Genomic DNA, 25998 nt, shown 5'->3' with positions numbered 1-25998 from the left:
AAGACCTAGCCAACTACCACAGAAAAGTGATGATTGATAGTACAAAAGTATTGTATAGGCTTGCCCTGATCGTTGATTGGGTGATTTAACAAAGCGGCTACTGACGTTTGCGTATTTTCCCTTTAGCGGCGACCCCAGATTTTGCATTGGTAAGTTCTTTGCAACTATGGAAACTGTGCTGTTGCTGACAAATATTGCCCAGCAATTCCGGTTAACATTAGTGCCAAATCAGGAAGTTACACCCTGGTCTGCTTTGAAGTTGCGTCCTAAATATCGGATAAAAATGTTGCTTGCCAAACGGTAATCATGGCATATATTTGCGTAACTTCACTCATCATGCCTCTCTAGCAAGAAACAGAGGGTTAGGATGGTTCAATTTGCTTACTTTGCCGCCACACCAATAATATGAGGACTAACAATCGGAAACGGTGCTTCAAAATGCTCATAATTTACGCTGGCAAATCCAGCATTTTCTAGGGCTACCCAAGTTTCGCGATCGCAGTTACAACCATCACCCAATACTTTCCAAATAGGGCGAATTGTACTTTGTACGCGTCGCAACCGAGTTCCACGTTCTGCGGCGACGTGTTCAATAAATAAAAAGCGTCCACCTGGTTTGAGAACTCTTAAAACTTCTTGTAATGTAGCATCAAGATTCGGTACTGAACATAATACTAAGGTACTAACAACAGCATCCATGCTGTTATCGTCAGCGTCTATGCGTTCAGCAGTACCAGTGCGAAGGTCGATATTTAAGCCCAGCTTTTCTGCTTCTTGTTGAAGATAAGAATGCATGAAGGGGTTTGGTTCAATTCCTACCCAGTGAATATCTTGAGGGTAATAGGGTAGATTGGGGCCAGTTCCAGGGCCAATTTCTAAAACATTGCCGTGCAGGTTGGCGAATAAAGAACGTTTGCGATCGCTTACTACTTTCTCATATCCAGCGCTACCTTTAGCCATCATCCAAGCAAATAGGCGTTTGCCACAATTGCTGCAAATATGATTTGGTGATTTTCCACAACTTTGGTTTACAGCCATTTTATATATTTCCTAGTATTTTGCCTCTCTTGCTTATCTCAGATTACAATTTGCTATGAAAAATTGACCTCAGCCAGTGGACTCACCTGGTTGGGTGATTTTGGATAATTAACAGATGCCAAAATCAGATTAATTTATAAATCAAGGTTTGCTTAAGAATTTTTCAGAGATTTTTTTTGTGCTAACCAAGTAAATAAAACTATACCGCAGAGGTCAGCAGTTAAGTCAACTAAATCAAATGTCCGGTTGGGTGAAAATTTTTGGAGAAATTCTTCAGTCACAGTGAACAGGCTAACTAAAATTGCTGCTAGAGGAATAGGAATACTAAAAAAAATAATTGCCCGCTTCTTGAGTGCCAAATGACTTAAAAAAGCTCCTATACCTATTAATATAAAATGCCCAATTGTGTCATAAAATGGAATAACTGAATTTTTGACGGGTAAAATTTTCATGTAAGCAGAAATAATGATTGTCATCAGTATTCCTAAGTAAAACCAAAAAGCCATGACCCAAAAGCGGTTAGATTTCATGTTATTGCTTAAACAAAACATGTATTATATAGCAATCCGATTTGATTTCTGAATCACTCGTAGAGGTAAGGGACTGGGGATTGGGGACTGGGGACTGGGAAGAAGGAATAAAGGTGTACTGAATTTTGTTCAAAAATCAAATATGAGTCCTATAGCTTCAAGAATAAAAAAGAGTATTCCGCAATTAGAACACCCTTTTTTAATAAAATATGTTAAATTAATGTGAATCTAAGTTAAACATTTTAGGTCTGTAAAATGCCTGTAATCTAGCAAAATTAGGCATGAAGGTTGGCTTGTTCTTGCAACCAAGGATCTACAGGCTGTCCATCTTTGCGACGTAATTCAATTTCCACTACCATTACTTCTTTAGAACCAGGGGGAGCCGGTTTTTTATGGAAGATAATGTCATAGTCTAGTGGATCATGATTGCGTTCTTTCAACCATTCTTGTACCTTGGTTGTGGCGAAGAATGATTGCCCTTGCTCAAACATGCGAGTAATCTGCATTTGTAGCGTGTAGGGATTTAAGCGACCCATTTTCTACCACCTTGATAAAATAATTCGTAGGGTTAGCATCGCCTACCCTACTTGATACTTTCATGTTAGTTGTATCACAACCAAGATTTTTACCATACAGGATATTAACTTAAACTCTCCGTCTAATACGAAATCTGGTTTTAGCTGTTTCTCAGGCTGCTGGTGCTAAGTTGAGATATTCACCCCCAGCAAGCAAGTAAGAGATTTACGCTTGTTTACTGCCAATTTTAATTCTATTGTGGGGGTTCGGTAAACCTCATGAGCTATAGGTGGCAATTCGCAGTCAAAGTTAATCTATCTCAAGGTAAAGCCACAAAACGTCTGGAGTACGGTAAACTGCAATACTAAAGTTATTAATTGACCGTTACAATCAAAACTATAAAGCAAGTGGAGGAGCCACCAGGATGCAAGTTACATACGATTCTGATAAGCGTAAATTGCTATCCTCTCTGTGTCATGGGGCGATTTTCTTTAGTACAGCATTGTTTTCGATTGGAGTTCCAATAGCCATAAATTTACTTTACGACGACCCAGTTGTTAAAAGTAACGCCAAAGAATCGATTAATTTTCACTTCAATGTTTGGTTCTGGGCAACTTTAATTGGTGTCCCACTAGGAATTTTATCTTGGCTTACTTTTGGTATTGGCGGAATTTTATTTTTTCCCGTTGTTGCTTTGGGCTTTGCACTGCACTGGGGATTGACAATTTGGGCAATTTATCATTGTCTCACTCAGCCAGATGAACCGTTTCGTTATCCGTTTATTTTTAGACTTTTCTAATTTTATCGACTCAAGATAAATTTTGCTTTGGCAAAAGGGATGGAGACAACTATCCCTTTTTTTTGTTTTTATTTTAATGGTGCGATCGCTTTAAATAATTATTCTCATCAAATATTACATAAAAGATGGATTTCGGTAAACTCTGGTATTCGTAGGTTATTTAATTATTATCTCTCGCTGGAAATTACTTAAAATTTTAATTTGAGAGCTAATATTTTTCAGTATGATTACTAAGTTAACTATAAAAGTTTAATCTTTTTTTACTGTATTTTTATATTGGATCTATAAATAGCTATTAAGTTTTAGTTTATATATTTATTTATATAAAATCTTAAAATCCTTATAATGTAAACAAATTACCGTGTTTGGGCTTAATTTTATATACAAAAATAATAGAAATATCTATTATTTAAATGGTTTATTTAAAAGATTAAATTTTCAGTATAATTAACATAAAGCGAAAAGATAGCATATATACAGTTGCTTTACCTGGTTATAAACCTTACTTTCAATACATAGGTTTATAATTCTTTGCTTAAAATGAAGGTTGCATCATTAATTCCTGCTTTTTTGATCACAACATCTGTTGTCCTGGCTACGACTTCTATGCCAGCTTCTGCTGTGACTTTTGGTTTTAGCAATATCGCTGGTGGTGATACAGTTGGCGATGCTTACAATTCCAACTTCTCATTTGATGTGATTCAAAGTAGCAGCGATACAGTTCTGTTCCAATTTTCTAACACAGGTTCTGTTGAGCATGCCCTTAAACAGTTTGCGTTCAGCATTGACAATAGTGTATCTGGACTTTTGTCTAATATGATGGTCAATGTGGGCAATGTTGGTACTGTAAACTTCAATGGCAATCCCCAAAATTTATCACAAAGTAATAATATTCTCGGATGGGATGGTACAACTTTTGGCGGAGGAAAATCTGGAAAAAACAGCAATTCATTGCAACCAGGTGAAACTTTAGGCGTTAGTTTCACTGCTAATTATAATAATGTTATTGCTGCTCTAAATGCGCGTACCTTGCAAGTAGGTATTCATGTTGGCAGTCTTCCAGGAGGAGCTAGTGATAGCTACGTAAATAGCAGTCCTATCTCCCAAAGCGTTCCTGAACCAGGTACTATCGTTGGTGTTATGGCTTTTGGAATTGCTGGCTTGTTGACACGGAAGAATAGCAAAAATGAGAAACTAGAAAATATCAAAGCTTAATTTAGGAAAAATTTAGGATTCTGAATTTTGCTATTTTGAAACTGTCTTAACCAAAATACAGTTGGACTTCTATAAATTATTAGCCTTTGAAGCATTGGATAAATTTATATCTAGCGCCAACCAGTTTCATCAGCTATTTTATTTGTTTCCCTTTTCCGTTTGGATGGGGAAACATTTGTATTAAGAGCTGATTCGTAAATAAAAGCTTAAGATGCCATACGCTTGACCATCAGACGAATCAATGAGCCATAAATCATTGCTTCACTTAACTCTGTGTACAACTCATAATCCTTACTCAAACGCCGAAATCGATTGAGCCACCCAAATGTGCGTTCTACAATCCATCGTTTCGGCAATCGCTCAAATGTTTTCGATATCCTTTCAATCACCTCAACACGAACGTGTTCACTCACACTTCAGATTGTGCATGAATCTGCTAGCGATCGCCGCAAGCACGAAGAGATGGGTGTTGTTGCTGGGTGGAACTCCAGTTTCGATTGCCTTGACGAATTTCTGGCGAAGCAAGTCCAACAGCAGCAGAATGGTTTCACAATAACATTGCCATCAGATCGGGAAATCGTCGTGACTCGCGTCTTTAATGCTCCGCGCAGACTTGTCTTTGAGGCCTGGACTCAACCCGAACACGTTCAGCGCTGGTTTGGGGGTTGTAGCAGTATGACAATGACTGTTTGCGAAATCGAACTGCGCGTGGGTGGTGCTTGGCGCTATGTCTTACATGACTCCAAAAACAGCATTGAACACGCATTTTCAGGAGAATATCGTGAAATTGTGCCACCAGAACGATTGGTTAGTACCGAAATCTATAAACCAGTCCCCAATAGCGACCACTTGAATACGCTAACCCTGACTGAAATTGACGGAAAAACAACGCTGCATATTCACATCCAACACCAGTCAAGAGAGCAGCGGGATGGGCATCTCCAATCTGGTATGGAAGAGGGACTGGGCGAGACTCTCAACTGTCTTGAAGAACTCCTCCAATCAATGGCATAACACTCTTACAAAGGATAGCAGCAAATATTGAATGGCAATGAACGCGATCGCTGCTTTTTCCTGTGTAGCGAAATCTTTGAACACAAGAAAATTTGCAGAGAACAATATACATAAATTTCTGCTTCACCTGATTGGGTGAAGCGGAAGAAGGAGGCAATTGCTACCCTAAGAAGCACTGTGGCAAAACTCTATCAAATAGGGGAAATATCATGTTCTCTATTCATAGCCTGCATATCCCTCTACATCAAGTATCAACCCTTAGAATTGGTGACTCGACCTTAGAAATCAAGCAAAAATCACTTATTTGATATCATCGAACGCCATGAGATGAATACAGCACAGAACTAGAAAAAACCATTCTTTAGATAGACTCAATGGGCAGATTTAACTGTCAAACTACATTTGTAGCTTTTGTAGTATAGTTTAAAAAGATACTTTGCTTGCTAAATACTTAAATAGAATTAATCATACAGATTTTCGTCCTGTTCGTTGTTTTCTGTCTCCACGAATGAATTTAATTTTGTTCAACTACTTATGAGTCACACGCTACAAACCACAAAATCTTCATCATGTCACCTGACAATGCAAACCGCACCGCACTCACAGCACGGGCAGTCGCAGCAGCTGTATCGGTTGCTTCTGCCTACGGTGTAAAGGTTGAGGCTCCCCAAGTGCTGAATAATGCTTATTCAGTGCGGGTTTATTTACATCCTGCACCGATTGTTGCTCGTGTCAGTACCGTCACTGCTGTACTCCGTTCTCCAATCGAATCCTGGCTGGCACGGGAAATTTCTGTGGCTAAGTTTCTAGCTTCACAGGTTGCTCCAGTGATTGCACCCAGCGATCACTTACCAGCAATCCCGCATCAGCATGACGGATTGTTTATGACCTTCTGGCACTATGTCCAACCTATATCTGATAGCCTGCCAGATCCTAAAATCATCGGCCGAATGCTGGCTGAATTACACGCCCTGCTGCACGATTACCCTGACGATCTACCTTTATTAGCACCACCCCTAAACGATATTCCCCGCGGGCTGGAACGGCTAAAACAGGCAGGCAATATTCTAACTACAAGTGATTTAACATTGCTGCAAGAGACTTATGATCGCTTATTGCCGCAGTTAACAACCGATCAACTACAACCATTGCATGGAGATGCCAATGCTTTAAATTTAATCCCCACAGCAGAAGGATGGCTGTGGAACGACTTTGAGGACACTTGCAGGGGGCACGTCGCCTGGGACTTGATCAACCTTGATGACGCAGGGAAATCAGCTTATCCCAACGCACCTGACTCTACTGTACTGGAGCCATACATCAAGATGCGACAACTTCACGCGATTGTTTGGGTTTATGCATTATTATCAGAGTTTCCTGACTGGGCTGTTCATGCCAAAGTCATGCTCAATAACCTACGTGATGCACAAGCACCCTCTCAACGAATAGAACCCATACCCCGCAACTAATCTTAGCTGCTTCGTTCACTATGAAAACTTCTCAATCCCAGGGTTCATCATCAAAACCTTCAGTGCCATCTCGCCGAGTACAACTTGGACTGCTAACACTTCTGCTAGTAGTGGGTGGCGGTGTGGTAGTTTGGCGGACAGTTACTCCTATCAGCAACTCAGCATCTTCGCAAATGGCTCAAGGATTTCCGCCAACAACAGTAGAAACCGTTGCTCTGAAACGAGGTGAAGGTATTAGACGCATCCAGTTATTAGGACAAGTAGAGGCCAGTAAAAGTGCCACACTCCGCACCCAAACTGCCGGGACAGTCGAGAGGGTTTTGGTAGAGGTGGGCGATCGCGTTAAGCCGGGAATGACGATCGCCACGTTAGACGATGCGGATCAGCAGCTAGCATTGGCAGAAGCACAAGCAAAGCTGGCCCAGGCGCGCAGCGAACTGGCACGTTTGGAAGTAGGCACCCGACCGGAAATTATTGCCCAGCGTCGAGCGGAACTTCGCTCTGTGCAAGCACGAGAACGGGAAGCACAGCAGAACCTTAAACGTTATCAAGAGTTAGTGGCAGCAGGGGCAATCAGCGAGAGGGCGCTATTAGAGGAAAGGGCTACGGTAGATGCGACAAGAGCCGAACGCTTGAAAGTAGAAGCAGCCCTAGCGGAAGCCACAGCTGGCCCTACCCGTGAAGAAATTGCGGCTCAAAAAGCTAGCGTCGCCGCCGCCGTATCTGCGGTTAATCAGGCACAACTTACTTTGGCGCGGACAGAAGTTAAAGCTCCGGCAGCGGGAATTGTGCGATCACGCGAAGTGAGTGTGGGGGATTTGGTCGAGAGTCGCGATCCAGTGCTAACTCTGGTGAATAGCAACGAGTTAGATGTCTTTTTGGAATTACCAGAGCAACTCAGCGGCAGTATTACCCCTGGTTTACCTGTAGAACTAACTGCCCGTGCGATTCCCAACTGGCAAAAACGCGCCACAATTAGCGGTGTGGTTCCGGCGGCTAATGCAGCATCACGGCGGCAAATGGTAAGGGTGCGATTGCAGAATCCACCCCAGAATTTATTGCCCAAAATGGCGATCGCCGCAGAGCTACAGTTGCAGGTTGAGCCGAATAGCTTTGTCGTCCCCCGCGATGCTTTGGTGCAGCGCGATGACAATTGGCTGGTTTACACCGTTGCCAATGGCAAAGCAGCCCAAATACCCGTGAAACTAGTCGTTGACATGGGCGAAACAATGGCGATTTCTAGCAGTCAATTGCAAGTCGGGCAACCCGTTGTGGTGCGGGGTGGTGAAGCGCTGATGCATGGAGCGCCAGTGCAGATTGCTGAACAAAACACGAGGCCAGAATCATGAACTTCATTGAAACCTCTGTCCGTTGGCGACATGGCACCTTTGTTTTATTCTGCCTGTTGACGATGTTCGGGTTGATTGCCCTGTTCAGGTTGCCTTTGGAACTGCAACCAGGAGGCGATCGCCCAGAAATTACGATTACCACTCCCTACATCGGTGCAGCCCCAGCAGAAGTAGAAGATTTGATCACTCGCCCAATTGAAGATGTGCTGGAGGAAATCGAGGGCGTTGAGGAAATTACTAGCCAAAGTTTATCAGGGATTAGCACCATCACGATCAAGTTTGACTGGGGTACTGATGTCGATGCCCGCCTAGTCAATCTGCTGAACAAATTACAGCAGCTAGAAGAACTACCAGAGGAAGCGGGCGAGTCTGATGTCCAGGTTGCTAGCGGCAACAATAACCCGATGATGTGGATCGTACTGAAGCCCAAACCCGGTTATCAGACTGACTCTAACCGCTACCGCGACCTGATTGAGGAAGTGATTGAACCCGCACTGCGACGAGTCGAAGGGACGAGTCGATTTTTTATTGTCGGCGGACAGGAGCGGGAAGTTGAGGTATTAGTCGATCCGAAAGCCTTATCGGATCGCAATCTTACCCTCACCGATATCACCGACACCCTAAGAACCAACAATCGTGATATTCGGGGCGGGCCCTTGGTGCTAGGAAAACGCGAATATCAGGTGCGGACGGTCAACCGAGCGCAAGAGTTAGATCAACTCAAAACCTTTGTCCTGCGGCGCAACGACGCAGGAACAGTATATCTGGGGGATGTCGCTGAGGTGGAAATGGGGCGCAAGTTCCAGGACAGCGCCTTTCTGTTCAACGATGCTCCCTCTGCCGGAATTGGCATCATCCGTCGGGTAGGCGCGAATGTGCCGCAAGTCTCTAGGGGAGTCCGCGCTGCATTAGCGAATTTGGCAAGGCAATTTGATCGCCAGGGGGAAGGAGTTGAGTTTGAGATTCTTTACGATGAAAGCACGTACATTGACCAGTCGGTGTCTAACGTCCGGGGTGATTTAATTACAGGTGGAGTGTTGGCGATCGCAGTATTGCTACTGTTTTTGGGTTCACTCCGCACCGTTGTTGTTGTTGCCATTAGCATTCCGATTGCGATGATCGTGGTGTTCATCGTCAGTGCAGTGCTGGGGCGATCGCTCAACATCATCAGTTTGGCAGCATTGGGATTTGCGGCGGGGATGGTGGTCGATAACGCGATCGTCGTCATTGAAAACATCTTTACCCACATGCAGCAGGGTAAAAGTCGCCTGCAAGCGGCGATTGATGGGACGCAAGAAGTCGGCGGGGCAATCTTGGCGGCAACATTGGCAAACGTGGCAGTATTTGCGCCCCTGGTGCTGGTGACAGGCGAAGTCGCACAGTTGTTTGTCGATATGGCAATTACAATTACGGCTGCTGCTGTATTATCAATGTTTGCATCATTGACGTTGCTACCAATGTTAGCGAGTCTGTTTCTCAACCCAGCAGAAGCACAGCAAACGTTCCAATTAGGAAACGCCAGCGATTCCCAACTACAAAGTAGCGGCAACTGGCTAGAGCGATCAATCATGCAGACTTCGTTCGGGTTTCGACGGCTGCAAAGCAAGTTAGAAAGCTTTTTATTGGCAACGGTAGGTTGGGCGCTAGGCCCGCGTCGGCTCAAGCGCAGACTTGCATTGCTCTCTATTCCGATTGTTTTGCTAGCTTCCAGTATTGTCTTGCTGCCTCCAGCGGACTATTTACCAGAAGGCAACCTCAATTTTGTGTTTTGGTTGACCGAGACGTTTCCCGGAACCAGTGTCCCAGAGGCAGTCAAACTGTCTGCACCTCCCAGAGGATTCCTGAAAGAGCAATCTGAAATCGCCAACACATTTTTTGTCAACTTTCCGCAGTTTCGCGGGATTGGCATCAGCCTCAAGCCAGAATCAGCGACGGGTAGCGGGCTAGCCCAGATGGTAGAACGCTTGGCTGGTAAAAGCTTTGGTTATCCAGGCTACAAATTCATGTTTCCAATCCGGTTTCCCATCTTCAATGACCCGGGTAAATCCTTTGAGGTGCAGATCATTGGGCCAGACCTGAAACAACTTGGGGAGCTAGAGCAACAGTTGACTCAACAAATCTCAGCCTTGCCGGGAGTTGCGAATGCTCGCTCTAACTCTATTAACGGCGCTCCCCAACTGCAAGTCATTCCTAACCGTGTGCGACTTTCCGAAGTCGGTTTGTCAGAATCGGAGGTTGGGGCGATGGTCGAAGCGGCGCTGGGAGGACGCTTTGCCTCTGAGTTTGTGGATGGTAAAGAAGAACTGGATGTTACTGTACAGTTGCAAAATATCTTTGTCAAAACACCTGAACAGTTGCGCCAGTTGTCGCTGTACAGTTCTCAAATTCCTCAAGCGCAGCAAGCAGGGAATAGTCAGCAATCAATGACTAGCTTTCAAGGGGGACAAGTTCAGCTTGCAGATGTGGCAACTGTTCGCGAAACAACCGGGCCCGGTGTGATTAATCATGTGGATTTAGAACGTTCTACTACTCTAACGGTGAGCTTGACTCCAGATGCACCATTAGGAAAACTTGTCAATCAAACTGAAAATCAAATCCTCGCACCATTACGAACCAAATTGCCGCCGGCATTTCGCGTGGAACTGGCTGGATCTGCGGATCGCCTTTCGGAAACCGTCGGACAACTCGCCTCTGCTTTTGTATTTTCGGTGATTATCACCTATTTGCTACTGGTTGCCCTGTATCGTTCATTCCTCTATCCACTGGTGATTATGGCAACAGTACCAATGGGATTGACAGGAGCATTGCTAAGTCTGGTTGTTGCCAACTGGATTCCTGGTGTGATTGTGCCTTTGGATATGATTACCGGATTGGGGTTTTTGATTTTGACTGGAGTAGTGGTGAATAACGCTATCTTGATTGTGGAGCGAGTGCTACAGCTTCAGGAGGAGGGGCAAAAGTACGATGAATCGCTCTACAATGCGACACGCGATCGCCTCCGTCCTATTTTTATGTCAGCAGGTACGAGCATTCTAGGCATGGTTCCCTTGGCAATCTTTCCAGGACAGGGATCTGAACTGTATCAAGGTCTAGGAATTGCCTTAACCGGAGGTTTAGCGTTTTCCACAATCCTCACCCCGACTGTGGTTCCGGCATTGATGGCACTGTTGCATGATTTTTCACGCGATCGCTCAAAGATTATTGGACAAAATTGATTTAAGGTTGTCTTACATTGGTCGGTTGGGGCCAAGGGGGAAAAGGGAGAGTGTTTATAAGTTTTTTCCACACTGCGATCGCTCTTTGCGATGAACTTTATCGGCGTAGTTTACCGCCGTAGGCATCGCTTCCATGAAACTGCATCAAAGACAATTGCCTGACCCAAGTGATGATCGTCGTATGATGAACCCCTTTTACACGTTCAATGCCTCTAAAACCCAAGACAAGAGAGATACATTTTTAAGCATTCTTCCTTGATCTCATTGCTGTAAGTTCTTGAGGGTTCGTAGTTATCAATAAACTGGCGACCACAGCCCACACATATGTAATTCTGCTTACCATTTTTTCTCCCGTTTTTACGGATATGGCTGGCATCATAACTTGGACAATTCATATTCCAGCACCCAAAATTCATACTCCATCATGCAACGCCTGATTTTCCTTAACAAGCGTGCCATTCGGGTTACTGCCATTTGTGGCAGGAGCGAGCGTATTCCCTGTCCGGTAGCGATCGCTTTAAATTATGGGCAAGAAAGTCCCAGTGATTCTTGGGGGCAGCGATTCATGTAGAGCAAGTATTCACGGATAGCTTTTCTCTAAGAGACCGTCTGGTGCGTCTTGGTTCTGGAACAAAAAAAACAAGGACATTTTACCCACATCTGGGTGATCGCCAAGAAAACCGATTAGTAAACGGCACTCAACAACCAGTCTACGTTTACGCCTGTCACGATCCTGCGGTGGCTGCGGAGTTAAAGGGAGCAATTGATGAGTTTTTCGCACACCCGAATCCGGCCGCGGCACTCAAGAAAGCGGGGGCATTCTCTAAGAAAGCTGTGGTTACTGCTTGATGGTCATCGGTCATTGGTCATTAGTCAACAGTCAGCAGGCAGTGACCGAGCGGAGCGATGTCTGCGACAAGCCGCTAAGAGCATCTACGCACCCGATAATTCTGTTATTGAAGCTATTACAGGGCGATCGCATATTCCCCCAGAGCAATATAAAAGTTAGTAAGCTCTTCGATATCCGACTTTTAAAAAAGTTGGGTATCTTTTTGTTCAAGTGCGTAAGTCTTGGCTATATTACCCAGTTCTTCTAAAGCATCGTTTAAACATCCAGTGTTTATCTCGGTAGATGCAAGATATCAGTTATGCTTACTAATGAATTTGCTAATGCCCATTAGCTGATAAATAATTTTTATTTTAGATATAGTTAATACCATTGCTGGTAATTGCTTATATTTGAATAACTTTAGTGAAATAGTTACGTAAATTTAAAAGTAATTACCCAGTAGTTGCCATTTATAGCAGGGAACAGGGGACAGACTTTAAAGTCGCTCAGTGTCCATGCTTGATAATTAGTCTTTGCGATTATCTATGTTTCGACTGCTATAACTTTTACACAATGAATCTAGCAATGGTGCAAATGAATATGTTTCAGCAAACAATAAAGAAAACTTTTTGCAAAAAGCAACTTCTTTCTCAGCCAATTATTTTTTTAAATCAAGTTTTTTTGGCTATTACAATCATTACGCTTTTTATTGGTAGTAATTCTATAAATACGTTAGCTAATACACATACCAATAAATTCTTAAAGTTTGAAAAAATCAGTTCAAACAAACAACTTACTATTAAATTACCAAACTTAACAGGAAAATACCAAGTAGGCACAGTTACTTACGAATTCACCGATTTTAATCGAGATGAAGTTATTACTACAAATAATTTGATAGATAAGCGGCGGCTTAAAGCTCAAATATGGTATCCCGCTAAAGTATCTCCAGGAAAAACACCCGCGCCTTACATGGAATCTGAGGCAGTACAATTTGCTGCTGAGTTAGTCAAAAATTTGCCCAATGTACCACCAGATATTGCTAAAAACTTCTCTCATTTAATTAGCGTAATTCGTACTCATGCGATTCCTAACGCGCCTCTTGCTTCTCAAAAATTCAGTTATCCCGTCATTTTTTTATCTCATCAAGGTAGCGCAGGGTTTCCTGAGCTACACACTACTTTGGGGGAAGAACTAGCTAGTCACGGCTATATAGTGGTTAATATTTTTCATACTTACGATGCTGCTGTTACTGTGTTTTCAGATCAGACTATTTATGCAGATCCGCAAATTCTGGCGGATTTGTCATCAACAGATCCAAACAAATTTAAGCGCACTGTAGACTTACTTGTAAATATTCGTGCTGCCGATGTCAGCTTTTTACTTGATGAACTGCAAAAAATTAATACTAGTGACCCTAAAGGTATTTTGACGGGACGCTTAGATTTGCAAAAAGTTGGTATTACTGGCCACTCTCTGGGCGGGCAAACTTCTATGCTGGCACTTAGCCGTGAGCAGCGATTAAAAGCTGGAATTGGGATGGATGGTTGGCAACCTGAGATCATTTTAGCGCAGAAACTGAATCAACCTTTTATGCTGCTGCATCAACCCTTTCCTGATTCATCAAATAAAGAGATTGATGCAATTTGGCGAAAGCTAAAAAATGATGGTTACGATGTTTCAATTAAGGGTTCAGAACACCAAGATTTTGCTGATCTACCTTTATTATTAAAACTATTTTCACAACAGATTCAAGGACAATTACGCATAATTGACCCGGCTGAAGCAAACAAAATTATCAAAGCTTATCACTTAGCTTTCTTTGACAAATATCTCAAAAATGATAATTATCCACCTATTGATTGTTTAGCCTACAACTATAGAAAACAAGTGAATTATCGAGCTTTTATTGTGAAACAAACTCAAGCTAAGGTTCTAGGGGGATTCTTCTCATTATTTGCAATAGGAATGATATGCAGACGTAAGCACAAATTAACTAAAATCAAACTCTAACATTCACTAATATTATGTCCGGCTGATCAGTTGTGATAAACGTGCATCTGTGCAGTGGCAAAACTCTCTCCCCTGCCCATTCAATTTTAGATTTGGGATTTTAGATTTTAGATTTGCCATCAATCCAAAATCCAAAATTTAAAATTCTTCTGTCCCCTGCGGCCTTAATCATAAGTCTTTAACCGGACACGATATAAGTCAGATCGCGCTATATTTCTAGTTTTCCACTGCCATTAACTGACTGCGCCTAAACTTTTTAAGGTGGCTATTACTGCTGGGGTTACACCTGTAACATCAGTGATTTTCATCCCTTCGTAGGGGCGATCGCATCTTATAGTTCTAATACACGTACTTGTGAAAATATCCCAGATTTTAATAGTGCCATCACCACTACTACTAGCAAGTAATTGACCATCCGGGCTAAAAGCGACACTATAAACATCTTTGCTATGACCTTGTAAGGTTTGCAGACAATCTCCTGTACTGATTGACCAAAGTTTTATTGTAGAATCACAGCCTGCACTAGCTATAGTTTTACCATCAGGGCTGAATGCGATCGCGCAAATTCCCCGATAGTGTTTAATAATAACTTCCCTACATTCTCCTGTCTCCACATTCCAAAACCTAATTGTGCCATCAATGCTGGCACTGGCTATAGTTTTATTATCAGGGCTAAACTTCACTGATAATACTGCACTTTGATGTCCTGTTAGTGAGTGGAGAATTTCACCAGTTGCTATATTCCATAACTTTAGAGTTAAGTCGGTACTACCAGTAGCTAAAATCTTGCCATCATGACTAAACTCTACTGAATAAACAGCACTATTGTGTCCCGCAAAAATTCTTTCACACTCAGGAGAAGCTAAATCCCATAATCTTACTTCATCATGGTCAATATTGTTAGCTAAAGTAATACCATCACAACCAACCGCTAAAGTTTTGCCATCTGGACTGAAGTTAATTGACCAGATTTCTCGACCCGGTAAATACCAAGTTTGTAATATCTCTGCTGTAGCAATATCCCACAACTTAGCTGTTTCATCTTCGCTACCACTCGCTAACATCTTACCGTCGGGACTCAATGCTACAGATGCAATTGAATTCTGATGACCTACTAATGTACTTACAACTTCTCCTGTACTCACATTCCACAATCTAATTTTCTGGTCATGATGACCACTGGCAATTAACTTTCCATCAAAACTAAAACTAACTGAATTAATTGGTTGAGAATATCCATACCAAGTTCGTAAAACTTGACCTTTACTTATATCCCAAAGTTTAATTGTTTCATCAGTACTTAAACTAACCAAGTTTTGACCATCAGGACTAAAGGTAATTGCTAAAACTTCATCGGAGTGACCTTGCAAAATTTGACAGCATTCACCATTAAATATATTCCATAATCTAACTGTTTGGTCACGACTGCTGCTGGCGAAAGTTTTCCCATCAGGACTAAATGCAATAGACTTAATTGATAGGGTGTGACCACTGCTTTTGATTAAGCAATTTTTATGAGAAATATCCCATAGATGAATAGTAGCATCCGCATTAGCACCACCGATAGCTAATATACGTCCATCCAGATTAAAAGCTAAGGCGGTAATCTGACAACTATGATCGGTTCTAAATGTAGTAAGATTACCACTAGTCGTATCCAACAACTTGATTGTTTGGTCTAAACTAGCTGTGGCTAATGTTTTACCATCAGGGCTTAAAGCAATGGCGGTGATTTTTTCATTGTTTGCAGATATACTCCTAACGCAACGACCATCAGCGATGTTCCAGATTTTGTATGTTTTATCTGAAGCAATACTAACTATTTGCTGACCTTCATTAATAAAAGTCACAGTGATTAATGGTTGTGTATGTCCTGAAAAAGTTTGTACACGCCGACCGTTAATTGTATCAAAACAAGATAATAAACAGTCAGAACCTCCACTAACTACTAGTTTGCCATCTGGACTAAAAGCTAGACAGCGCATCCAACCTTGATGTGCTTTAATTAGCATCAGTTGTTGATTATCTGCAATCTGCCAGAGACAAATTTTGCCATTACCATCACCAATAGCCAAAATTTTACCATCTGGACTAAAGGCGATCGCACTCATGTAACTATTAGTTTGGATAAAACTAGATTTTGCTAAATCAGCACGAGAAAAATTTACATTTTGTAAATTAATTCCTGCCAAATACGCCTGCCAAACAGTTAAATATGAAAAATCATATCCACTCAAATCAACTTTTAAATAACATAAAATATTAATAATATTTCCTATTAAATATCCTGGTTCTAATGGAGATTGCTGTTGCTGTTGAGCTAGTAAATTTTTGAAGTGATTTTCGATTTTATTCCTAGTAACGAATTTTTGGTGCAAGCGTGTGACTATTTCCTGAATAATCAAACGTTGCTGTATACTTCTAATATAATCATCGCTTGTAGCTTTCATCAGAGCATGGCTATTCAAAAAATTGATTTTATTATTAGCTATTTCATTATAAATTTGTTCAATTATACAAGTATTAACATACTCCATTACTACTGGCTGTTGAGTAATTTTAGACGCAGAATTTTTAGCATATTTACTTACCTCAATTAAATAACGCCGTGATAGAGAATCTAGTGCTTCTAATAACTTTGGCAGTGTTACAGGTGAAACTATATCTGCTTGTATTTCTGTAATCGTCACAGCTTCTCGATTAATCGCCAACCAATACATTACCTCTTTTTCTAATTGAGACAAGCGATTAAACTGCTGTTTTAATAAATTAGAAATATCTCCAAATACTGCTGTGCCTTGGGCAAGGAAATCAGAAATATTACTAGCAAATAAATCTTGAATAGTGGTGGAAATAATCTTTAATGCTAAGGGATTACCAGAATAAAGATGAGTTATTTTTTGCCATTCTTCCTCTGTAGCATCAAACTCTCCTTTAGCTTTGAATATTTGTTGTGCCTCAGTAACTTTTAAACCTGATAATTGAAATGAGCGCACAGGAAAAGTTTTCCCTTCCAGGGAAGCGACTTGTTTAGGTTTCTCTCGACTAGTTAATATCAAGCAACTTTGATGAGGTACTTCTCCAACACGCTGGAATAATTCACCATATCCCTCATAACCTGAAAGATAATCACCTGTACCAATAGCACTACTCAAAATTGTTTCAACATTATCTAAGATAATTAAGCAGCGCCGAGAACTAAGAAGTTCTAATAAACTTGATATCAGTTTTGCGGGATTTGTTGGTAAATGATTTACTTGATGCTGAGAAATAAATTTAATTAAATGCGTTAAAACGTCTTCTATCATTGGAGCATTGCGGAGGCTTAACCAGATGATATATTCAAATTCATCTTGGATTTGTTGAGCTAATTTAACTGCTAGGGTAGATTTGCCAATACCACCAATACCTAATAGTGCAAGCAAACGACATCTTTCACCAACAATCCAATGCTTTAGCTGCGCTATATCCGCATTACGTCCATAAAATACACTAACATCATTTGCTTCTCCCCAATCGTGATATTTATTTCTTACAGTTTGATGAAGATAAAAAGATTTTTTATAACCGAATTTTTCTAAGTAGTAAGGAATACGATTCCAACTTTTAATTTTAAAATTTTCTTGACCTAAGCTAGTAAATAAATCTTCAACATATCTATATAAACTATTAGATAAAGTTACTCTAACTGCATTAGCATTTTGTGTTTTGTAGACTTTATCTGCTATTTCAGCAGGGCTGTAACCACATAATAAAGCTCTTAACAATCTTTTTTCGGTAGGAGTTAACCCCTTTTTCTTGGCAGAGGCCAAATCAACATATAACTTATCCAAATTCCAGAAATCTGCTGCCTCTTTAAACTCCTCTGGTTCAGGCAATATGTGCGATGCCATAGATTAAACCAAAAAATCTAATAATGCTAGATTCAACACCTTTTATTAAAGCACATAACTTTGTCAGTAATTTTAACAAAGGTTAAATTTATTAATGAATTTACTAATGCTCATTAGTAGATGAAAAAAATTAAGCTAGTTATGCTTAAAAGCATGAGATTAACTAGCAACTGTAAATATGAAAATGTTGTTTAAAACTGCCGTATCTACAATTTAATATGCATTTTTAGTGTGTAAAAGGAGAATAATCGATGCGAAATCAATGGTTGAAATGTTTGATAGAAACAATGGGGATTGGGGTTGGGCTATTGCTATGGAGCGCGCCTGCGATCGCAGAACCTGCTCCCGTTATCAGACCGTTGTTAAACGATATTCACCACAAGTTACCCAAAGATTTACTCGTTCGTTTGCCAGCAAGCCTTCCCGATGGTTCAACCCAGTTGTACCCTTATCTAGATTCCAACAAACAGGGGTTAAGGATTATGTTTGGGACGACTCCCGATTGTGGTAAATCAAAAGCTCCAAATCATTGCACAATCGGCGGGTTAGGTATCTTTCCTCAAGATTTTCAAGGTTGGCAACTTCAAAGCGATAACTTGACTCCTATTGATATTGGTAATGGCATTCAAGGCTATACATTCACCAGGGGACAGGGACGCAGTACCAATCGGTTAATCACCTGGGAACAAGATGGTGTTCGATATGTAATCGGTGCAATAGAGGCTGTAGTTTCTCAAAACGATTTGCTAAAAATCGCACGTTCAATGGTGACAGAACCTCCAATTGCACCTACCCCGCAAGAGAAATAACTGATCGGGCGATGTAGAGTCAGCATCATCTGAGGCAATCTGATTTTAGAGTTCATGCTCCTGATTATTCCTGTGTCAGGTTTGGTTGTCATTCCTGACATAGGTTTCTCTGTTTGGGTAACTTATACCATTTTGGATTTTGAATTTTAGGATTTCTATTCACAGGTGAGTTGATGCCCATCAGCAAATTTTAACTGCTGACAGATGGATTATATACGGGTTTGGTTGCATGGAAACCCTCTGGCTACGACTGAGCGACACTGACTTCGTTTGTATTTTATCTGCTGTCAGTAAATTGCTCTCACCTCATTTGCATGAGGCGATCGCCTTCAACAATAAGAATTTGTAGGCTCATAATAGTGAAAATGGTTATTATCAGTTCTCATCGTATAGGAAAGATGCCCAGCATCGTTGAAGGAAAGTAGGCGCATTGTTCCATCAGCATCAATCCGCACTTCACTAATCGCACAGTTATACATATCTAAGGACAACCACAACTCGATGGGTAAGTTAAGTAAACGGCAAAGAAAAGAACCTAGCAAATTGCCATGACTCACAATCACTTCATGTGTTATCCCTGCTTTTGGAGGTTGAAAGTACTTCTCAAAAGCTTGCTGTGACTGTATTTCTCCCGCCGCTACTGCTTCAAAATCTACATAATGCGTCCACATATTCAAATAGGGGCGGATGTTTGCAGGAATATCATACTTATCCTTATCTAATGGCTCAATTCGGTTAGCAGCAAACCATTCGCGGAAGTGTTGTGGCAGACCTGGAACACATTCACAGAGTAAAGCAGAAGAATTGATCGGTATATTGCCGAGTTGTGCGGCAATGATTTGTGCAGTTTCTAGAGCGCGTGGGTAGGTGCTGCAATGAAGGGTACTAATGGGAAGGGCGCTCAAACGTAAACCTGTTAGCTGCGCTTGTTCTCTTCCGAGTGGGGTCAACAGCCATCCCTTGGGTGTGGGTGGGCGAGTGGTGAGATCAATCTGCCCGTGACGAACTAGATGTAAAACTCGTTGTAGCATTTATCCCTTTATACTACGGTGTTATTAATCTGCGTTAAGAATCTTTTGTATTTTTGCTTTCACCTGAGTGTAATCTTGCATATTATTTCGGATAGCTGCTATGGCTAATCCCTTCAATCCGATATGCAACATATAACAGCGTAATCGTTCTTCAAAATGGTCAAGAGAAAAGTTTATTTGTCTGTTCCTCAACCATTGGAGCCATCGCTGTTTGTAGCAAATATTCTCAGACCAAAACTCTAGGTAAGCAATATCGTAAACATAATCTCCTAGCAAGGATTCTGCCCAATCAAGAACACCTGTAATCCTTTGTCCATCTGACATCACATTATCAAAGCCAAAGTCACCATGTACCCAATACTTCTGGGTTGAGCAAAACTGTAAATTATTTTGGATAGCGACAAGGGCTTTTTCATACAACTCTTGCTCCATAAATGTTTCACGAAAGAGTTGTTTCCAAGTAAATGGAAACTTCTGATTATAAAAAGACAGCAAATAGTCTTGCCAAGAGGCAAAACGTCCATTGCCAGAGGCATCTGTTAGCCCCCAACCTGAGTAATTTGAACTATCTAAAGTGTGAATAGTGTGCAGTGTGTTAAATAAACTTGGTAGCGTCTGTTCGATAGCTCCTGCTTCTAAATCGTTCAATGTCATGCCTTGACAGCATTCTGTAATTGCAAAATAGTGAATCTCGTCAAAGCAACCGAATTCAATCATTTTGGGAATAGGTAACTTAGATGAAGCAAACTGCCTATAGGCAAAGGCATCTTTGAGAAAATCTTCTGGATGAGAATTTAACCTAATGACAAACTGTTGCCCATCAAAGTTAAATGAAAATGCTTGCGAGAACATTCCCGCACCAATCAGAGCAACATCTGATATACCTGGGTTGAAACCAGACTGAAGAAAGTTAATTACTATTGCTGGAGTAATCATTGACGTTGCAGATGACAATTGATGCGCTTGAGATTATGCTGCTCGGTTTAAATCTGCTTTTAGTAATCCATACAAATAATCATCAATTAACTTACCATCACGGTATAGATGCTGACGTTGAATGCCTTCTAGCAGGAAGCCATTCTTCTCTAAAACTCGACGCGATCGCAAATTAAACTCAAATACTCGTGTCCAAAGTCGGAGTAAACCGAGTTCTGTAAAAGCATAGTCAATGAAAACTTTAACGGCTCGAGTCATGATTCCCTGTCCCCAATAGGAAGAAGCCAGCCAGTAACCAAGCTCGGCAACATGAGGATGCCTGCCGTCCATTTCCCCAATCCCGATAGAGCCAATCAGTTGCGCTTGGGGATTGCGAATTGCTAATACATGCGGCTTGCCGTATTGATTAGTGATATCTGTATGGCGTTGAATCCAATGCAGTGCGTGTTCTTTGGTATAAGGGTAGGGAATATTTTCTGTTGTCTTGTGAATCATTGGATCATTCAAATGCTCAACATAAGCGATCGCATCGGTCGCTTGCAAATTTGATAATGAAAAGCTATTTTTTAGCAGTCGTATGATCATAGGTGGCGATCGCCTGCTTTAACTCATCAATAAATTCGGGTTCAGTTGTTTTAGTTAGCAGTCCCTTCAGTGCTTCCAAGTGAGCCGTTTTCTGGGCTTGCTCTGCCGGAACTTTGACATCGGGTTCCACACCAGTGCCTTCCCAATTTGTTTGCGTTACTGGATTGACAGCACGTCCTGTAGGAATAAATACACCAAAATGCTCATCTAAAGGTTGAAATTGTCCGGGATTTGCCCCTCCACCTGTTGTTTCACCAACGATTGTGGCGCGTTTGAGTTGCTTCAAGTTATTAGCAAATTCTTCTGCGGCTGAAAAAGTGAAGGAACTGGTCAATACATAAACTTCTTTATCGAGATACCGTTTTCCAGGAACATAGGGCAGTGTCCAGTATTGTTGAACCCGCTCATAATAAGCTCCGTTAGCATCTTGTTCTCGCCAGTGTAAATTATTTAAATGTACAGGTTGATCATCGAATAAATAGGTTGAAATCAAAGCCACTGAACGAGGTGAACCGCCGCCATTGTGCCGTAAGTCAATAATCAAAGCCTCCGTGTTACTCAAAAAATTCATAGTGGCGATCGCAGTGTCTCCAGCTAGTTCTGGTGGGACAAATCCCCGCAAATCAAGATAGCCAATGTTGCCTGCTAATCGTTCAACTTTATAAAACCCAAAGTTTTGCCATCTGGCATAGCGGTGTTCTCTTTCCTGTTCCTTTGGTGCTGTTGGTTTTCCTAGCTCATTGAGTGAAGGTAATGGTTTATAGCTATAAAACACTTGCAGATGTTTATCATCACTAATCGTTTGTATCTGTTGAGTCAAAACTTCTGCTAATTTCATCGCGCTGGTTATATCAGCATAATTTCCATTCTGCAATTGAGTTAAGAGGTGGGATGCGATTTTTTTAGCTACTTGGGGAAAAATATATTTATCCAAAAGTGAAATCAGGGTTTCAATGATCTGTACTCCTACATTGGGATCAATGCTCAAGTCTGGTTGATCAGAATCCGGCAAACTTTGAGAACAAAGTTCTTCTAAAGGTATGAAGACAGACATAAATGGAACGCGTTCAAGATTACTGCAAGTTTGCTAAAAGAACACCAGTTTCTTAGAGTAATTCGTTTCGGCAAGCATTGTCTTGAACGTTTTTGCAACCGAGCGCATACTGCCTGGGAGTCGTCCCTACTAAGCGTTTGAAGTGTCTGGTGAGATGGCTTTGATCGGCAAAACCAGTAGCGATCGCAACAGTGCTAATCGGTATGCCTTGGGCTAGATCGTGTTTAGCGCGTGTAATACGGATCTGAGTCAAGTATTTATGTGGTGGTAAACCCAACTGTTTGCGAAATGCCCTGAGCAGGCGAAGGGGTTGTAAATTTGCGATCGCTGCTAGTTGTTCTAGTGAAACATTTTCGTGATAGTGTGCCTCTAGATAATCTTTTGCCTGTGTCACGGCTCGCGTTTCTAAACCGACAATCGGTAATTCTGGGCATTCTCGCGTGTACCGAGTTAGCAACTGCGTCAGCGTGGAAAGTAAGCAACTTGCTTGCATTAGGTTAGAACCAGTCTCTGTGGAGGCGGTATGTAACTGCCAGAGTCGTCGAGCTAAGTCATAATCTTGAACCGCAGCAAAGGGAAAAAAAGGAGTTTGCTCTCGGTTCATAATTTCTGCCATCACTTGTTGCAACAGACTATTCTCCGGGTAAAGCATTCGGTAAGTCCACCCCACCTCATCGGCTGCACCACAAGCATGGACTTCATCTGGATTAAATAACACAATGCTGCCTGCGGGAATGGTATAAGTAGTTCCTCTTTGCACAGTTTTGACACTACCCTGCTCAACAATACCAATGCCAAAAGTTTCATGAGAGTGGCGTGGAAAAGTATGATTCACATAGGTCGCACGCATAAATTCTAGATTCTGCAAACTCTCTACCCGCCAAAACTGAGCCAGTTCGGTTGTTTTCTTCATGATTTCCAACCCTATTATTATCAGCGTCGTCGTATCGTGTTTGTTGAAAGACTGATCATTAAGGCCGAGGGGGACAAGGGGGATAATATCGTGTCCGGTTAAAGACTTATCATTAAGGCCGCAGGAGGGCAGGGGAGCAGAGGGGCACAGGAGAGGGTTTTGTCGTTTCTGCACAGATGTATGGAATCACAACTGATTAGCCGAACATGATATAAGTCATTTGTTCATAATTTCAATAGTGCAGTTTGCAGGCGCAATAGCTTATGCAACTTAAGTGCCGATTAGCTTACGGCTCCCCATCAGTAGGGCATCTATCGAGGCATAAAACTGAGCATAGCCATAGTCATTATCCTCTGTTTGAAATGCAGAGAGCCAGTCTACACTGCCATCGGCAGCAGCAATATAGCCATCAATCCTTACAGCAACTTGGTAAATAATCTCGGTCATAACAAGTGATCGTGCAATTTCTCACTCTTGAATTTATAATCCTAAAACACCCAACCGGACGATGTGGGAACACGAGCCATTTATGTTAATAACTAACGGTATCTCGACTTTAGAAAGAAGTAATCATGCAAACCTTAGTGCCATCGATTATTATTGTCATCTCAGCAATCAATTTAGTAGTAGTGCCTTCGATGATGGCTCAAGCCTCGCCTCAATCATCAGCACCTATAAATCAGTTGGAATATTTTCAAGGGAACTGGATTTGTCGAGGTCGTTTACTGGATACCTCTACACCATCATCTGCCCCGCCAGAACTTGAGTTGCATTGGACTGTTCAACGAGTCTTAAAGGGTTTCTGGTTTGTAGGATACGCCCAGCAGCAACCATCCCCAGTCAACCCTTCACCCCTGACTGTTCAAGAATTTTTGGGATACGATACAGCCTCCCAAACTTTTACTCGTACTATTTTTGTAGATAATGGCGATCGCGTGAATTTGCGTTCTAATGGATGGCAAAATAAAGTCTGGGAATGGAGCGGAACAGTCACTACTGGTAAGCAAGTGAATCCTTTGCGACAAGTAATTACTCAACAACACCCGCGTCGGTTTACTGCTGTCTATTACAGCCCTGGAAGCAATAAGCAAAAATGGATTGCTGATAGTGAAGAAGTTTGTGAGAAGCGACTGCCAACCAATAAGTAATAAGATGTGATAACGCAGTATAGCTATGGGAGAATCATCAATAATTGTTTATCTTAATATTAATAGAGTCTATCTCAGAAACTAACTTTTCCCGTTAAGTCTCTTTTGCAAGCTGCCAACTTTCACAGAGGTCGTGTAATTTTAACCAACCTCGCCACAGTACCTGGATACCAATAGGTGTTTTACTTCGATGTTCTAAGTAGCCACCAAGACGAGCAACGGCTTCAATAGCCCAGCTAACTGTTAGCACTTTGGGGAGTTTGGGAGACGAATGCTTTTAAAATCTTGAGTTCAAGGGGATTAAGAATTTCAATTGCCGGGGCTAAGGGTTGAGTGCGGTGTAGATAAGTTAACTGCAAAAGTTCAACAGCAATCACACTCAAGAATCCAATTAAGGCTTTCATGCCGAGAGCAGCAAGCCTATATTTTTCTACCTGACATCCCGACTTGAAAATTTTATGATACTCCTCAACTCGACAACCACAATACCACCATAAATATCTAAATTGGAATTTTGACTATTTCTGTGGTGCTTTACCTGATTATATGCATTAATCAGCTAATTCAACCATGTGCAGTCTCAATCTCTTTACTTGATACCTCAGTATTCCTGCTGGATAGCCGGCAACAGTAATAATTTAAGGTAATTCTCAACTTAGATTTCAACTATTGGTTTATATAGTCTATATTCGACTATATGCAATATCTTTCCGCCCAAATTGGTTTTGTCATACTCTCCTGCAATGATCCCTCCCAAAGATTCAGGAATTTTTTGACTAGGGATATTGCGCTTGTCTACTGGATAGCGCAAGTATTCATAATCTAAGTTGTTCTCTGCCCATTCTTTGAGAGCAGATATTGCTTCTCTGCCATAATGATTACCATGAGCAGATTTCTTTGTCCAAATTCCAAGTTCTGGCGTATTTGTATTGAGATCATGTAAACCAATACAACCAATAAATTCTTTAGTTTCTTTTAGCAAAATCACTAATTCTAAATTAGTGCCATCTTTTAGTTCTTGGATTGATTGCTTGATAAAAACATCAGTTTTGGCAATATCTGGATCAGGAACGACATGGGTATAATCAGTTATTTCTTTTGTAAATTCTTGAAATATACTTTCTCTATATCTAGGTGAAATTGGTACTAATATTAAACGCTGGCTGTCAATTTGAACATTAGCAATATTATTCATGAGTTTTGCCTGATGTTAATGTGATATCACGATATTTTGGCGGTATTGATTAATACTAATTGTGAAACGCTAAACAGCTTGATTGAGACGGTGGGCGCTATGTCCACCATCTTTGGCACTTGCCAATAATAAAATGCAAGGACCGTCGATGCACGACCTTCGCTCGTTTGCACCAAGATATCTCGGCTCTGGCAACAATATTGTTAATACGGTTGGGCATTTTATTTCTTGGATCTCCCTTTTTTGAGTTATTGAACTAACCACAAGTGAGAAGTTCTGAACAAAAGTATACTTTGAGCAGAGAATAAAACTTGTTGTCGGTACAGGGTTAGCAATTGGGAGTGTTCGACTTGGCAAAGCCTGTCAAAGCAGGTTTCTGGAAGTGTGCGCGTATTTGCTGTATTATATGCCATGATTAGGGTTATCACTGATTCAATTGGCTGGCGA

General features: G+C 41.5%; 24 protein-coding genes and 3 pseudogenes. 13 read left to right on the top strand and 14 right to left on the bottom strand.

Annotated features, from left to right (window positions below):
- Positions 1-76 precede the first annotated feature (76 nt).
- The gene (locus AC5JL8_RS17930) at positions 77-304 is read left to right on the top strand and encodes a cytochrome P450 (RefSeq protein ID WP_495881041.1); all 228 of its coding nucleotides are present in this window, start codon (positions 77-79) and stop codon (positions 302-304) included.
- Positions 305-381: 77 nt separating this feature from the next.
- On the opposite strand, the gene AC5JL8_RS17925 is transcribed toward AC5JL8_RS17930, so the two are convergent.
- The 3 genes from AC5JL8_RS17925 to AC5JL8_RS17915 all read right to left on the bottom strand — a co-directional run bounded on the left by AC5JL8_RS17925 (position 382) and on the right by AC5JL8_RS17915 (position 2104).
- Positions 382-1038 carry a class I SAM-dependent methyltransferase gene (locus AC5JL8_RS17925; RefSeq protein WP_495881040.1) on the bottom strand — a complete coding sequence of 219 codons (657 nt, stop codon included), beginning with the start codon at positions 1036-1038 and terminating at the stop codon, positions 382-384.
- Between the two features lie 152 nt (positions 1039-1190).
- Positions 1191-1514, bottom strand: coding sequence for a VanZ family protein (locus AC5JL8_RS17920; protein WP_495881039.1), 324 nt, complete (start codon positions 1512-1514; stop codon positions 1191-1193).
- Positions 1515-1843: 329 nt separating this feature from the next.
- Positions 1844-2104, bottom strand: a complete 261-nt coding sequence (locus AC5JL8_RS17915) for a hypothetical protein (protein WP_495881038.1) — start codon at positions 2102-2104, stop codon at positions 1844-1846.
- Between the two features lie 404 nt (positions 2105-2508).
- Between AC5JL8_RS17915 and AC5JL8_RS17910 the strand changes: the two genes are divergently transcribed.
- Positions 2509-2883, top strand: a complete 375-nt coding sequence (locus tag AC5JL8_RS17910; RefSeq protein WP_495881037.1) for a DUF4870 domain-containing protein — start codon at positions 2509-2511, stop codon at positions 2881-2883.
- Between the two features lie 540 nt (positions 2884-3423).
- Positions 3424-4098: a PEP-CTERM sorting domain-containing protein gene (locus AC5JL8_RS17905; protein ID WP_495881036.1), complete on the top strand. Its 675-nt coding sequence runs from the start codon at positions 3424-3426 to the stop codon at positions 4096-4098.
- 206 nt (positions 4099-4304) lie between these two features.
- Here AC5JL8_RS17905 and AC5JL8_RS17900 read toward each other — a convergent pair.
- Positions 4305-4496 (bottom strand): annotated as a pseudogene (locus AC5JL8_RS17900) (transposase); the annotation flags it as partial.
- Between the two features lie 25 nt (positions 4497-4521).
- Here AC5JL8_RS17900 and AC5JL8_RS17895 point away from each other — a divergent pair.
- The 4 genes from AC5JL8_RS17895 (at position 4522) to AC5JL8_RS17880 (ending at position 11145) form a co-directional block, all read left to right on the top strand.
- Positions 4522-5112 carry an SRPBCC family protein gene (locus tag AC5JL8_RS17895; RefSeq protein ID WP_495881035.1) on the top strand — a complete coding sequence of 197 codons (591 nt, stop codon included), beginning with the start codon at positions 4522-4524 and terminating at the stop codon, positions 5110-5112.
- 569 nt (positions 5113-5681) lie between these two features.
- Positions 5682-6581 carry a phosphotransferase gene (locus tag AC5JL8_RS17890; protein WP_495881034.1) on the top strand — a complete coding sequence of 300 codons (900 nt, stop codon included), beginning with the start codon at positions 5682-5684 and terminating at the stop codon, positions 6579-6581.
- A gap of 20 nt (positions 6582-6601) precedes the next feature.
- A complete protein-coding gene (locus AC5JL8_RS17885; RefSeq protein WP_495881033.1) occupies positions 6602-7930 on the top strand; it encodes an efflux RND transporter periplasmic adaptor subunit in 1329 nt (442 codons plus the stop codon).
- A complete protein-coding gene (locus AC5JL8_RS17880; protein WP_495881032.1) occupies positions 7927-11145 on the top strand; it encodes an efflux RND transporter permease subunit in 3219 nt (1072 codons plus the stop codon). The genes AC5JL8_RS17885 and AC5JL8_RS17880 overlap by 4 nt, the downstream gene beginning before the upstream one ends.
- Positions 11146-11296: 151 nt before the next feature.
- Here AC5JL8_RS17880 and AC5JL8_RS17875 read toward each other — a convergent pair.
- Positions 11297-11540 (bottom strand): annotated as a pseudogene (locus AC5JL8_RS17875) (IS1/IS1595 family N-terminal zinc-binding domain-containing protein); the annotation flags it as partial.
- A 29-nt stretch (positions 11541-11569) separates the two neighbouring features.
- Here AC5JL8_RS17875 and AC5JL8_RS17870 point away from each other — a divergent pair.
- The 4 genes from AC5JL8_RS17870 (at position 11570) to AC5JL8_RS17855 (ending at position 13987) form a co-directional block, all read left to right on the top strand.
- Positions 11570-11716, top strand: coding sequence for a hypothetical protein (locus AC5JL8_RS17870; protein WP_495881031.1), 147 nt, complete (start codon positions 11570-11572; stop codon positions 11714-11716).
- Positions 11695-11994: a hypothetical protein gene (locus tag AC5JL8_RS17865; RefSeq protein WP_495881069.1), complete on the top strand. Its 300-nt coding sequence runs from the start codon at positions 11695-11697 to the stop codon at positions 11992-11994. Before AC5JL8_RS17870 ends, AC5JL8_RS17865 begins: the two co-directional genes overlap by 22 nt.
- Positions 11995-12007: 13 nt before the next feature.
- Positions 12008-12154 (top strand): hypothetical protein, encoded by a 147-nt coding sequence (locus tag AC5JL8_RS17860; RefSeq protein WP_495881030.1) that lies wholly within the window; start codon positions 12008-12010, stop codon positions 12152-12154.
- Between the two features lie 393 nt (positions 12155-12547).
- Positions 12548-13987: an alpha/beta hydrolase family protein gene (locus AC5JL8_RS17855; RefSeq protein WP_495881029.1), complete on the top strand. Its 1440-nt coding sequence runs from the start codon at positions 12548-12550 to the stop codon at positions 13985-13987.
- A gap of 233 nt (positions 13988-14220) precedes the next feature.
- Here the strand turns inward: AC5JL8_RS17855 and AC5JL8_RS17850 are convergent, their stop codons facing one another.
- On the bottom strand, positions 14221-17880 hold the full coding sequence (locus tag AC5JL8_RS17850; protein ID WP_495881028.1) for a WD40 domain-containing protein: 3660 nt from the start codon (positions 17878-17880) through the stop codon (positions 14221-14223).
- 251 nt (positions 17881-18131) lie between these two features.
- On the opposite strand from AC5JL8_RS17850, the gene AC5JL8_RS17845 reads away from it, so the two are divergent.
- On the top strand, positions 18132-18689 hold the full coding sequence (locus tag AC5JL8_RS17845; RefSeq protein WP_495881027.1) for a hypothetical protein: 558 nt from the start codon (positions 18132-18134) through the stop codon (positions 18687-18689).
- Positions 18690-19018: 329 nt separating this feature from the next.
- On the opposite strand, the gene AC5JL8_RS17840 is transcribed toward AC5JL8_RS17845, so the two are convergent.
- The 6 genes from AC5JL8_RS17840 to AC5JL8_RS17815 form a co-directional block, all read right to left on the bottom strand.
- Positions 19019-19720 (bottom strand): histidine phosphatase family protein, encoded by a 702-nt coding sequence (locus tag AC5JL8_RS17840; RefSeq protein WP_495881026.1) that lies wholly within the window; start codon positions 19718-19720, stop codon positions 19019-19021.
- Positions 19721-19744: 24 nt separating this feature from the next.
- Positions 19745-20656, bottom strand: a complete 912-nt coding sequence (locus AC5JL8_RS17835) for a phosphotransferase family protein (RefSeq protein ID WP_495881025.1) — start codon at positions 20654-20656, stop codon at positions 19745-19747.
- 33 nt (positions 20657-20689) lie between these two features.
- Entirely contained in the window at positions 20690-21241 is a 552-nt protein-coding gene (locus AC5JL8_RS17830; RefSeq protein ID WP_495881024.1) for a GNAT family N-acetyltransferase, read from the bottom strand.
- Positions 21216-22295, bottom strand: coding sequence for a S41 family peptidase (locus AC5JL8_RS17825; RefSeq protein WP_495881023.1), 1080 nt, complete (start codon positions 22293-22295; stop codon positions 21216-21218). Before AC5JL8_RS17825 ends, AC5JL8_RS17830 begins: the two co-directional genes overlap by 26 nt.
- Before the next feature lie 52 nt (positions 22296-22347).
- Complete coding sequence (locus AC5JL8_RS17820) at positions 22348-23208, bottom strand: AraC family ligand binding domain-containing protein (protein ID WP_495881022.1); 861 nt, start codon at positions 23206-23208, stop codon at positions 22348-22350.
- A 270-nt stretch (positions 23209-23478) separates the two neighbouring features.
- A complete protein-coding gene (locus AC5JL8_RS17815; RefSeq protein WP_495881021.1) occupies positions 23479-23655 on the bottom strand; it encodes a hypothetical protein in 177 nt (58 codons plus the stop codon).
- Between the two features lie 125 nt (positions 23656-23780).
- Between AC5JL8_RS17815 and AC5JL8_RS17810 the strand changes: the two genes are divergently transcribed.
- Positions 23781-24356 carry a hypothetical protein gene (locus AC5JL8_RS17810; RefSeq protein ID WP_495881020.1) on the top strand — a complete coding sequence of 192 codons (576 nt, stop codon included), beginning with the start codon at positions 23781-23783 and terminating at the stop codon, positions 24354-24356.
- A 94-nt stretch (positions 24357-24450) separates the two neighbouring features.
- On the opposite strand, the pseudogene AC5JL8_RS17805 reads toward AC5JL8_RS17810, so the two are convergent.
- Together AC5JL8_RS17805 and AC5JL8_RS17800 are read right to left on the bottom strand one after the other, a co-directional pair.
- Positions 24451-24835, bottom strand: a pseudogene (locus AC5JL8_RS17805) (hypothetical protein); the annotation flags it as partial.
- A gap of 176 nt (positions 24836-25011) precedes the next feature.
- Positions 25012-25551, bottom strand: a complete 540-nt coding sequence (locus AC5JL8_RS17800) for a GNAT family N-acetyltransferase (protein ID WP_495881019.1) — start codon at positions 25549-25551, stop codon at positions 25012-25014.
- Positions 25552-25998: the final 447 nt, after the last annotated feature.

This window comes from Mojavia sp. (assembly GCF_059505145.1).
This window is presented reverse-complemented; position numbering and strand designations above follow the sequence as displayed.

Excerpts from the sequence above, each read along its gene's own strand:
- AC5JL8_RS17925 (WP_495881040.1), bottom strand. The coding sequence starts at position 1,038 with ATGGCTGTAAACCAAAGTTGTGGAAAATCACCAAATCATATTTGCAGC.
- AC5JL8_RS17920 (WP_495881039.1), bottom strand. The coding sequence starts at position 1,514 with ATGACAATCATTATTTCTGCTTACATGAAAATTTTACCCGTCAAAAAT.
- AC5JL8_RS17915 (WP_495881038.1), bottom strand. The coding sequence starts at position 2,104 with ATGGGTCGCTTAAATCCCTACACGCTACAAATGCAGATTACTCGCATG.
- AC5JL8_RS17910 (WP_495881037.1), top strand. The coding sequence starts at position 2,509 with ATGCAAGTTACATACGATTCTGATAAGCGTAAATTGCTATCCTCTCTG.
- AC5JL8_RS17905 (WP_495881036.1), top strand. The coding sequence starts at position 3,424 with ATGAAGGTTGCATCATTAATTCCTGCTTTTTTGATCACAACATCTGTT.
- AC5JL8_RS17890 (WP_495881034.1), top strand. The coding sequence starts at position 5,682 with ATGTCACCTGACAATGCAAACCGCACCGCACTCACAGCACGGGCAGTC.
- AC5JL8_RS17885 (WP_495881033.1), top strand. The coding sequence starts at position 6,602 with ATGAAAACTTCTCAATCCCAGGGTTCATCATCAAAACCTTCAGTGCCA.
- AC5JL8_RS17880 (WP_495881032.1), top strand. The coding sequence starts at position 7,927 with ATGAACTTCATTGAAACCTCTGTCCGTTGGCGACATGGCACCTTTGTT.
- AC5JL8_RS17870 (WP_495881031.1), top strand. The coding sequence starts at position 11,570 with ATGCAACGCCTGATTTTCCTTAACAAGCGTGCCATTCGGGTTACTGCC.
- AC5JL8_RS17855 (WP_495881029.1), top strand. The coding sequence starts at position 12,548 with ATGAATCTAGCAATGGTGCAAATGAATATGTTTCAGCAAACAATAAAG.
- AC5JL8_RS17850 (WP_495881028.1), bottom strand. The coding sequence starts at position 17,880 with ATGGCATCGCACATATTGCCTGAACCAGAGGAGTTTAAAGAGGCAGCA.
- AC5JL8_RS17845 (WP_495881027.1), top strand. The coding sequence starts at position 18,132 with ATGCGAAATCAATGGTTGAAATGTTTGATAGAAACAATGGGGATTGGG.
- AC5JL8_RS17840 (WP_495881026.1), bottom strand. The coding sequence starts at position 19,720 with ATGCTACAACGAGTTTTACATCTAGTTCGTCACGGGCAGATTGATCTC.
- AC5JL8_RS17835 (WP_495881025.1), bottom strand. The coding sequence starts at position 20,656 with ATGATTACTCCAGCAATAGTAATTAACTTTCTTCAGTCTGGTTTCAAC.
- AC5JL8_RS17830 (WP_495881024.1), bottom strand. The coding sequence starts at position 21,241 with ATGATCATACGACTGCTAAAAAATAGCTTTTCATTATCAAATTTGCAA.
- AC5JL8_RS17825 (WP_495881023.1), bottom strand. The coding sequence starts at position 22,295 with ATGTCTGTCTTCATACCTTTAGAAGAACTTTGTTCTCAAAGTTTGCCG.
- AC5JL8_RS17820 (WP_495881022.1), bottom strand. The coding sequence starts at position 23,208 with ATGAAGAAAACAACCGAACTGGCTCAGTTTTGGCGGGTAGAGAGTTTG.
- AC5JL8_RS17815 (WP_495881021.1), bottom strand. The coding sequence starts at position 23,655 with ATGACCGAGATTATTTACCAAGTTGCTGTAAGGATTGATGGCTATATT.
- AC5JL8_RS17810 (WP_495881020.1), top strand. The coding sequence starts at position 23,781 with ATGCAAACCTTAGTGCCATCGATTATTATTGTCATCTCAGCAATCAAT.
- AC5JL8_RS17800 (WP_495881019.1), bottom strand. The coding sequence starts at position 25,551 with ATGAATAATATTGCTAATGTTCAAATTGACAGCCAGCGTTTAATATTA.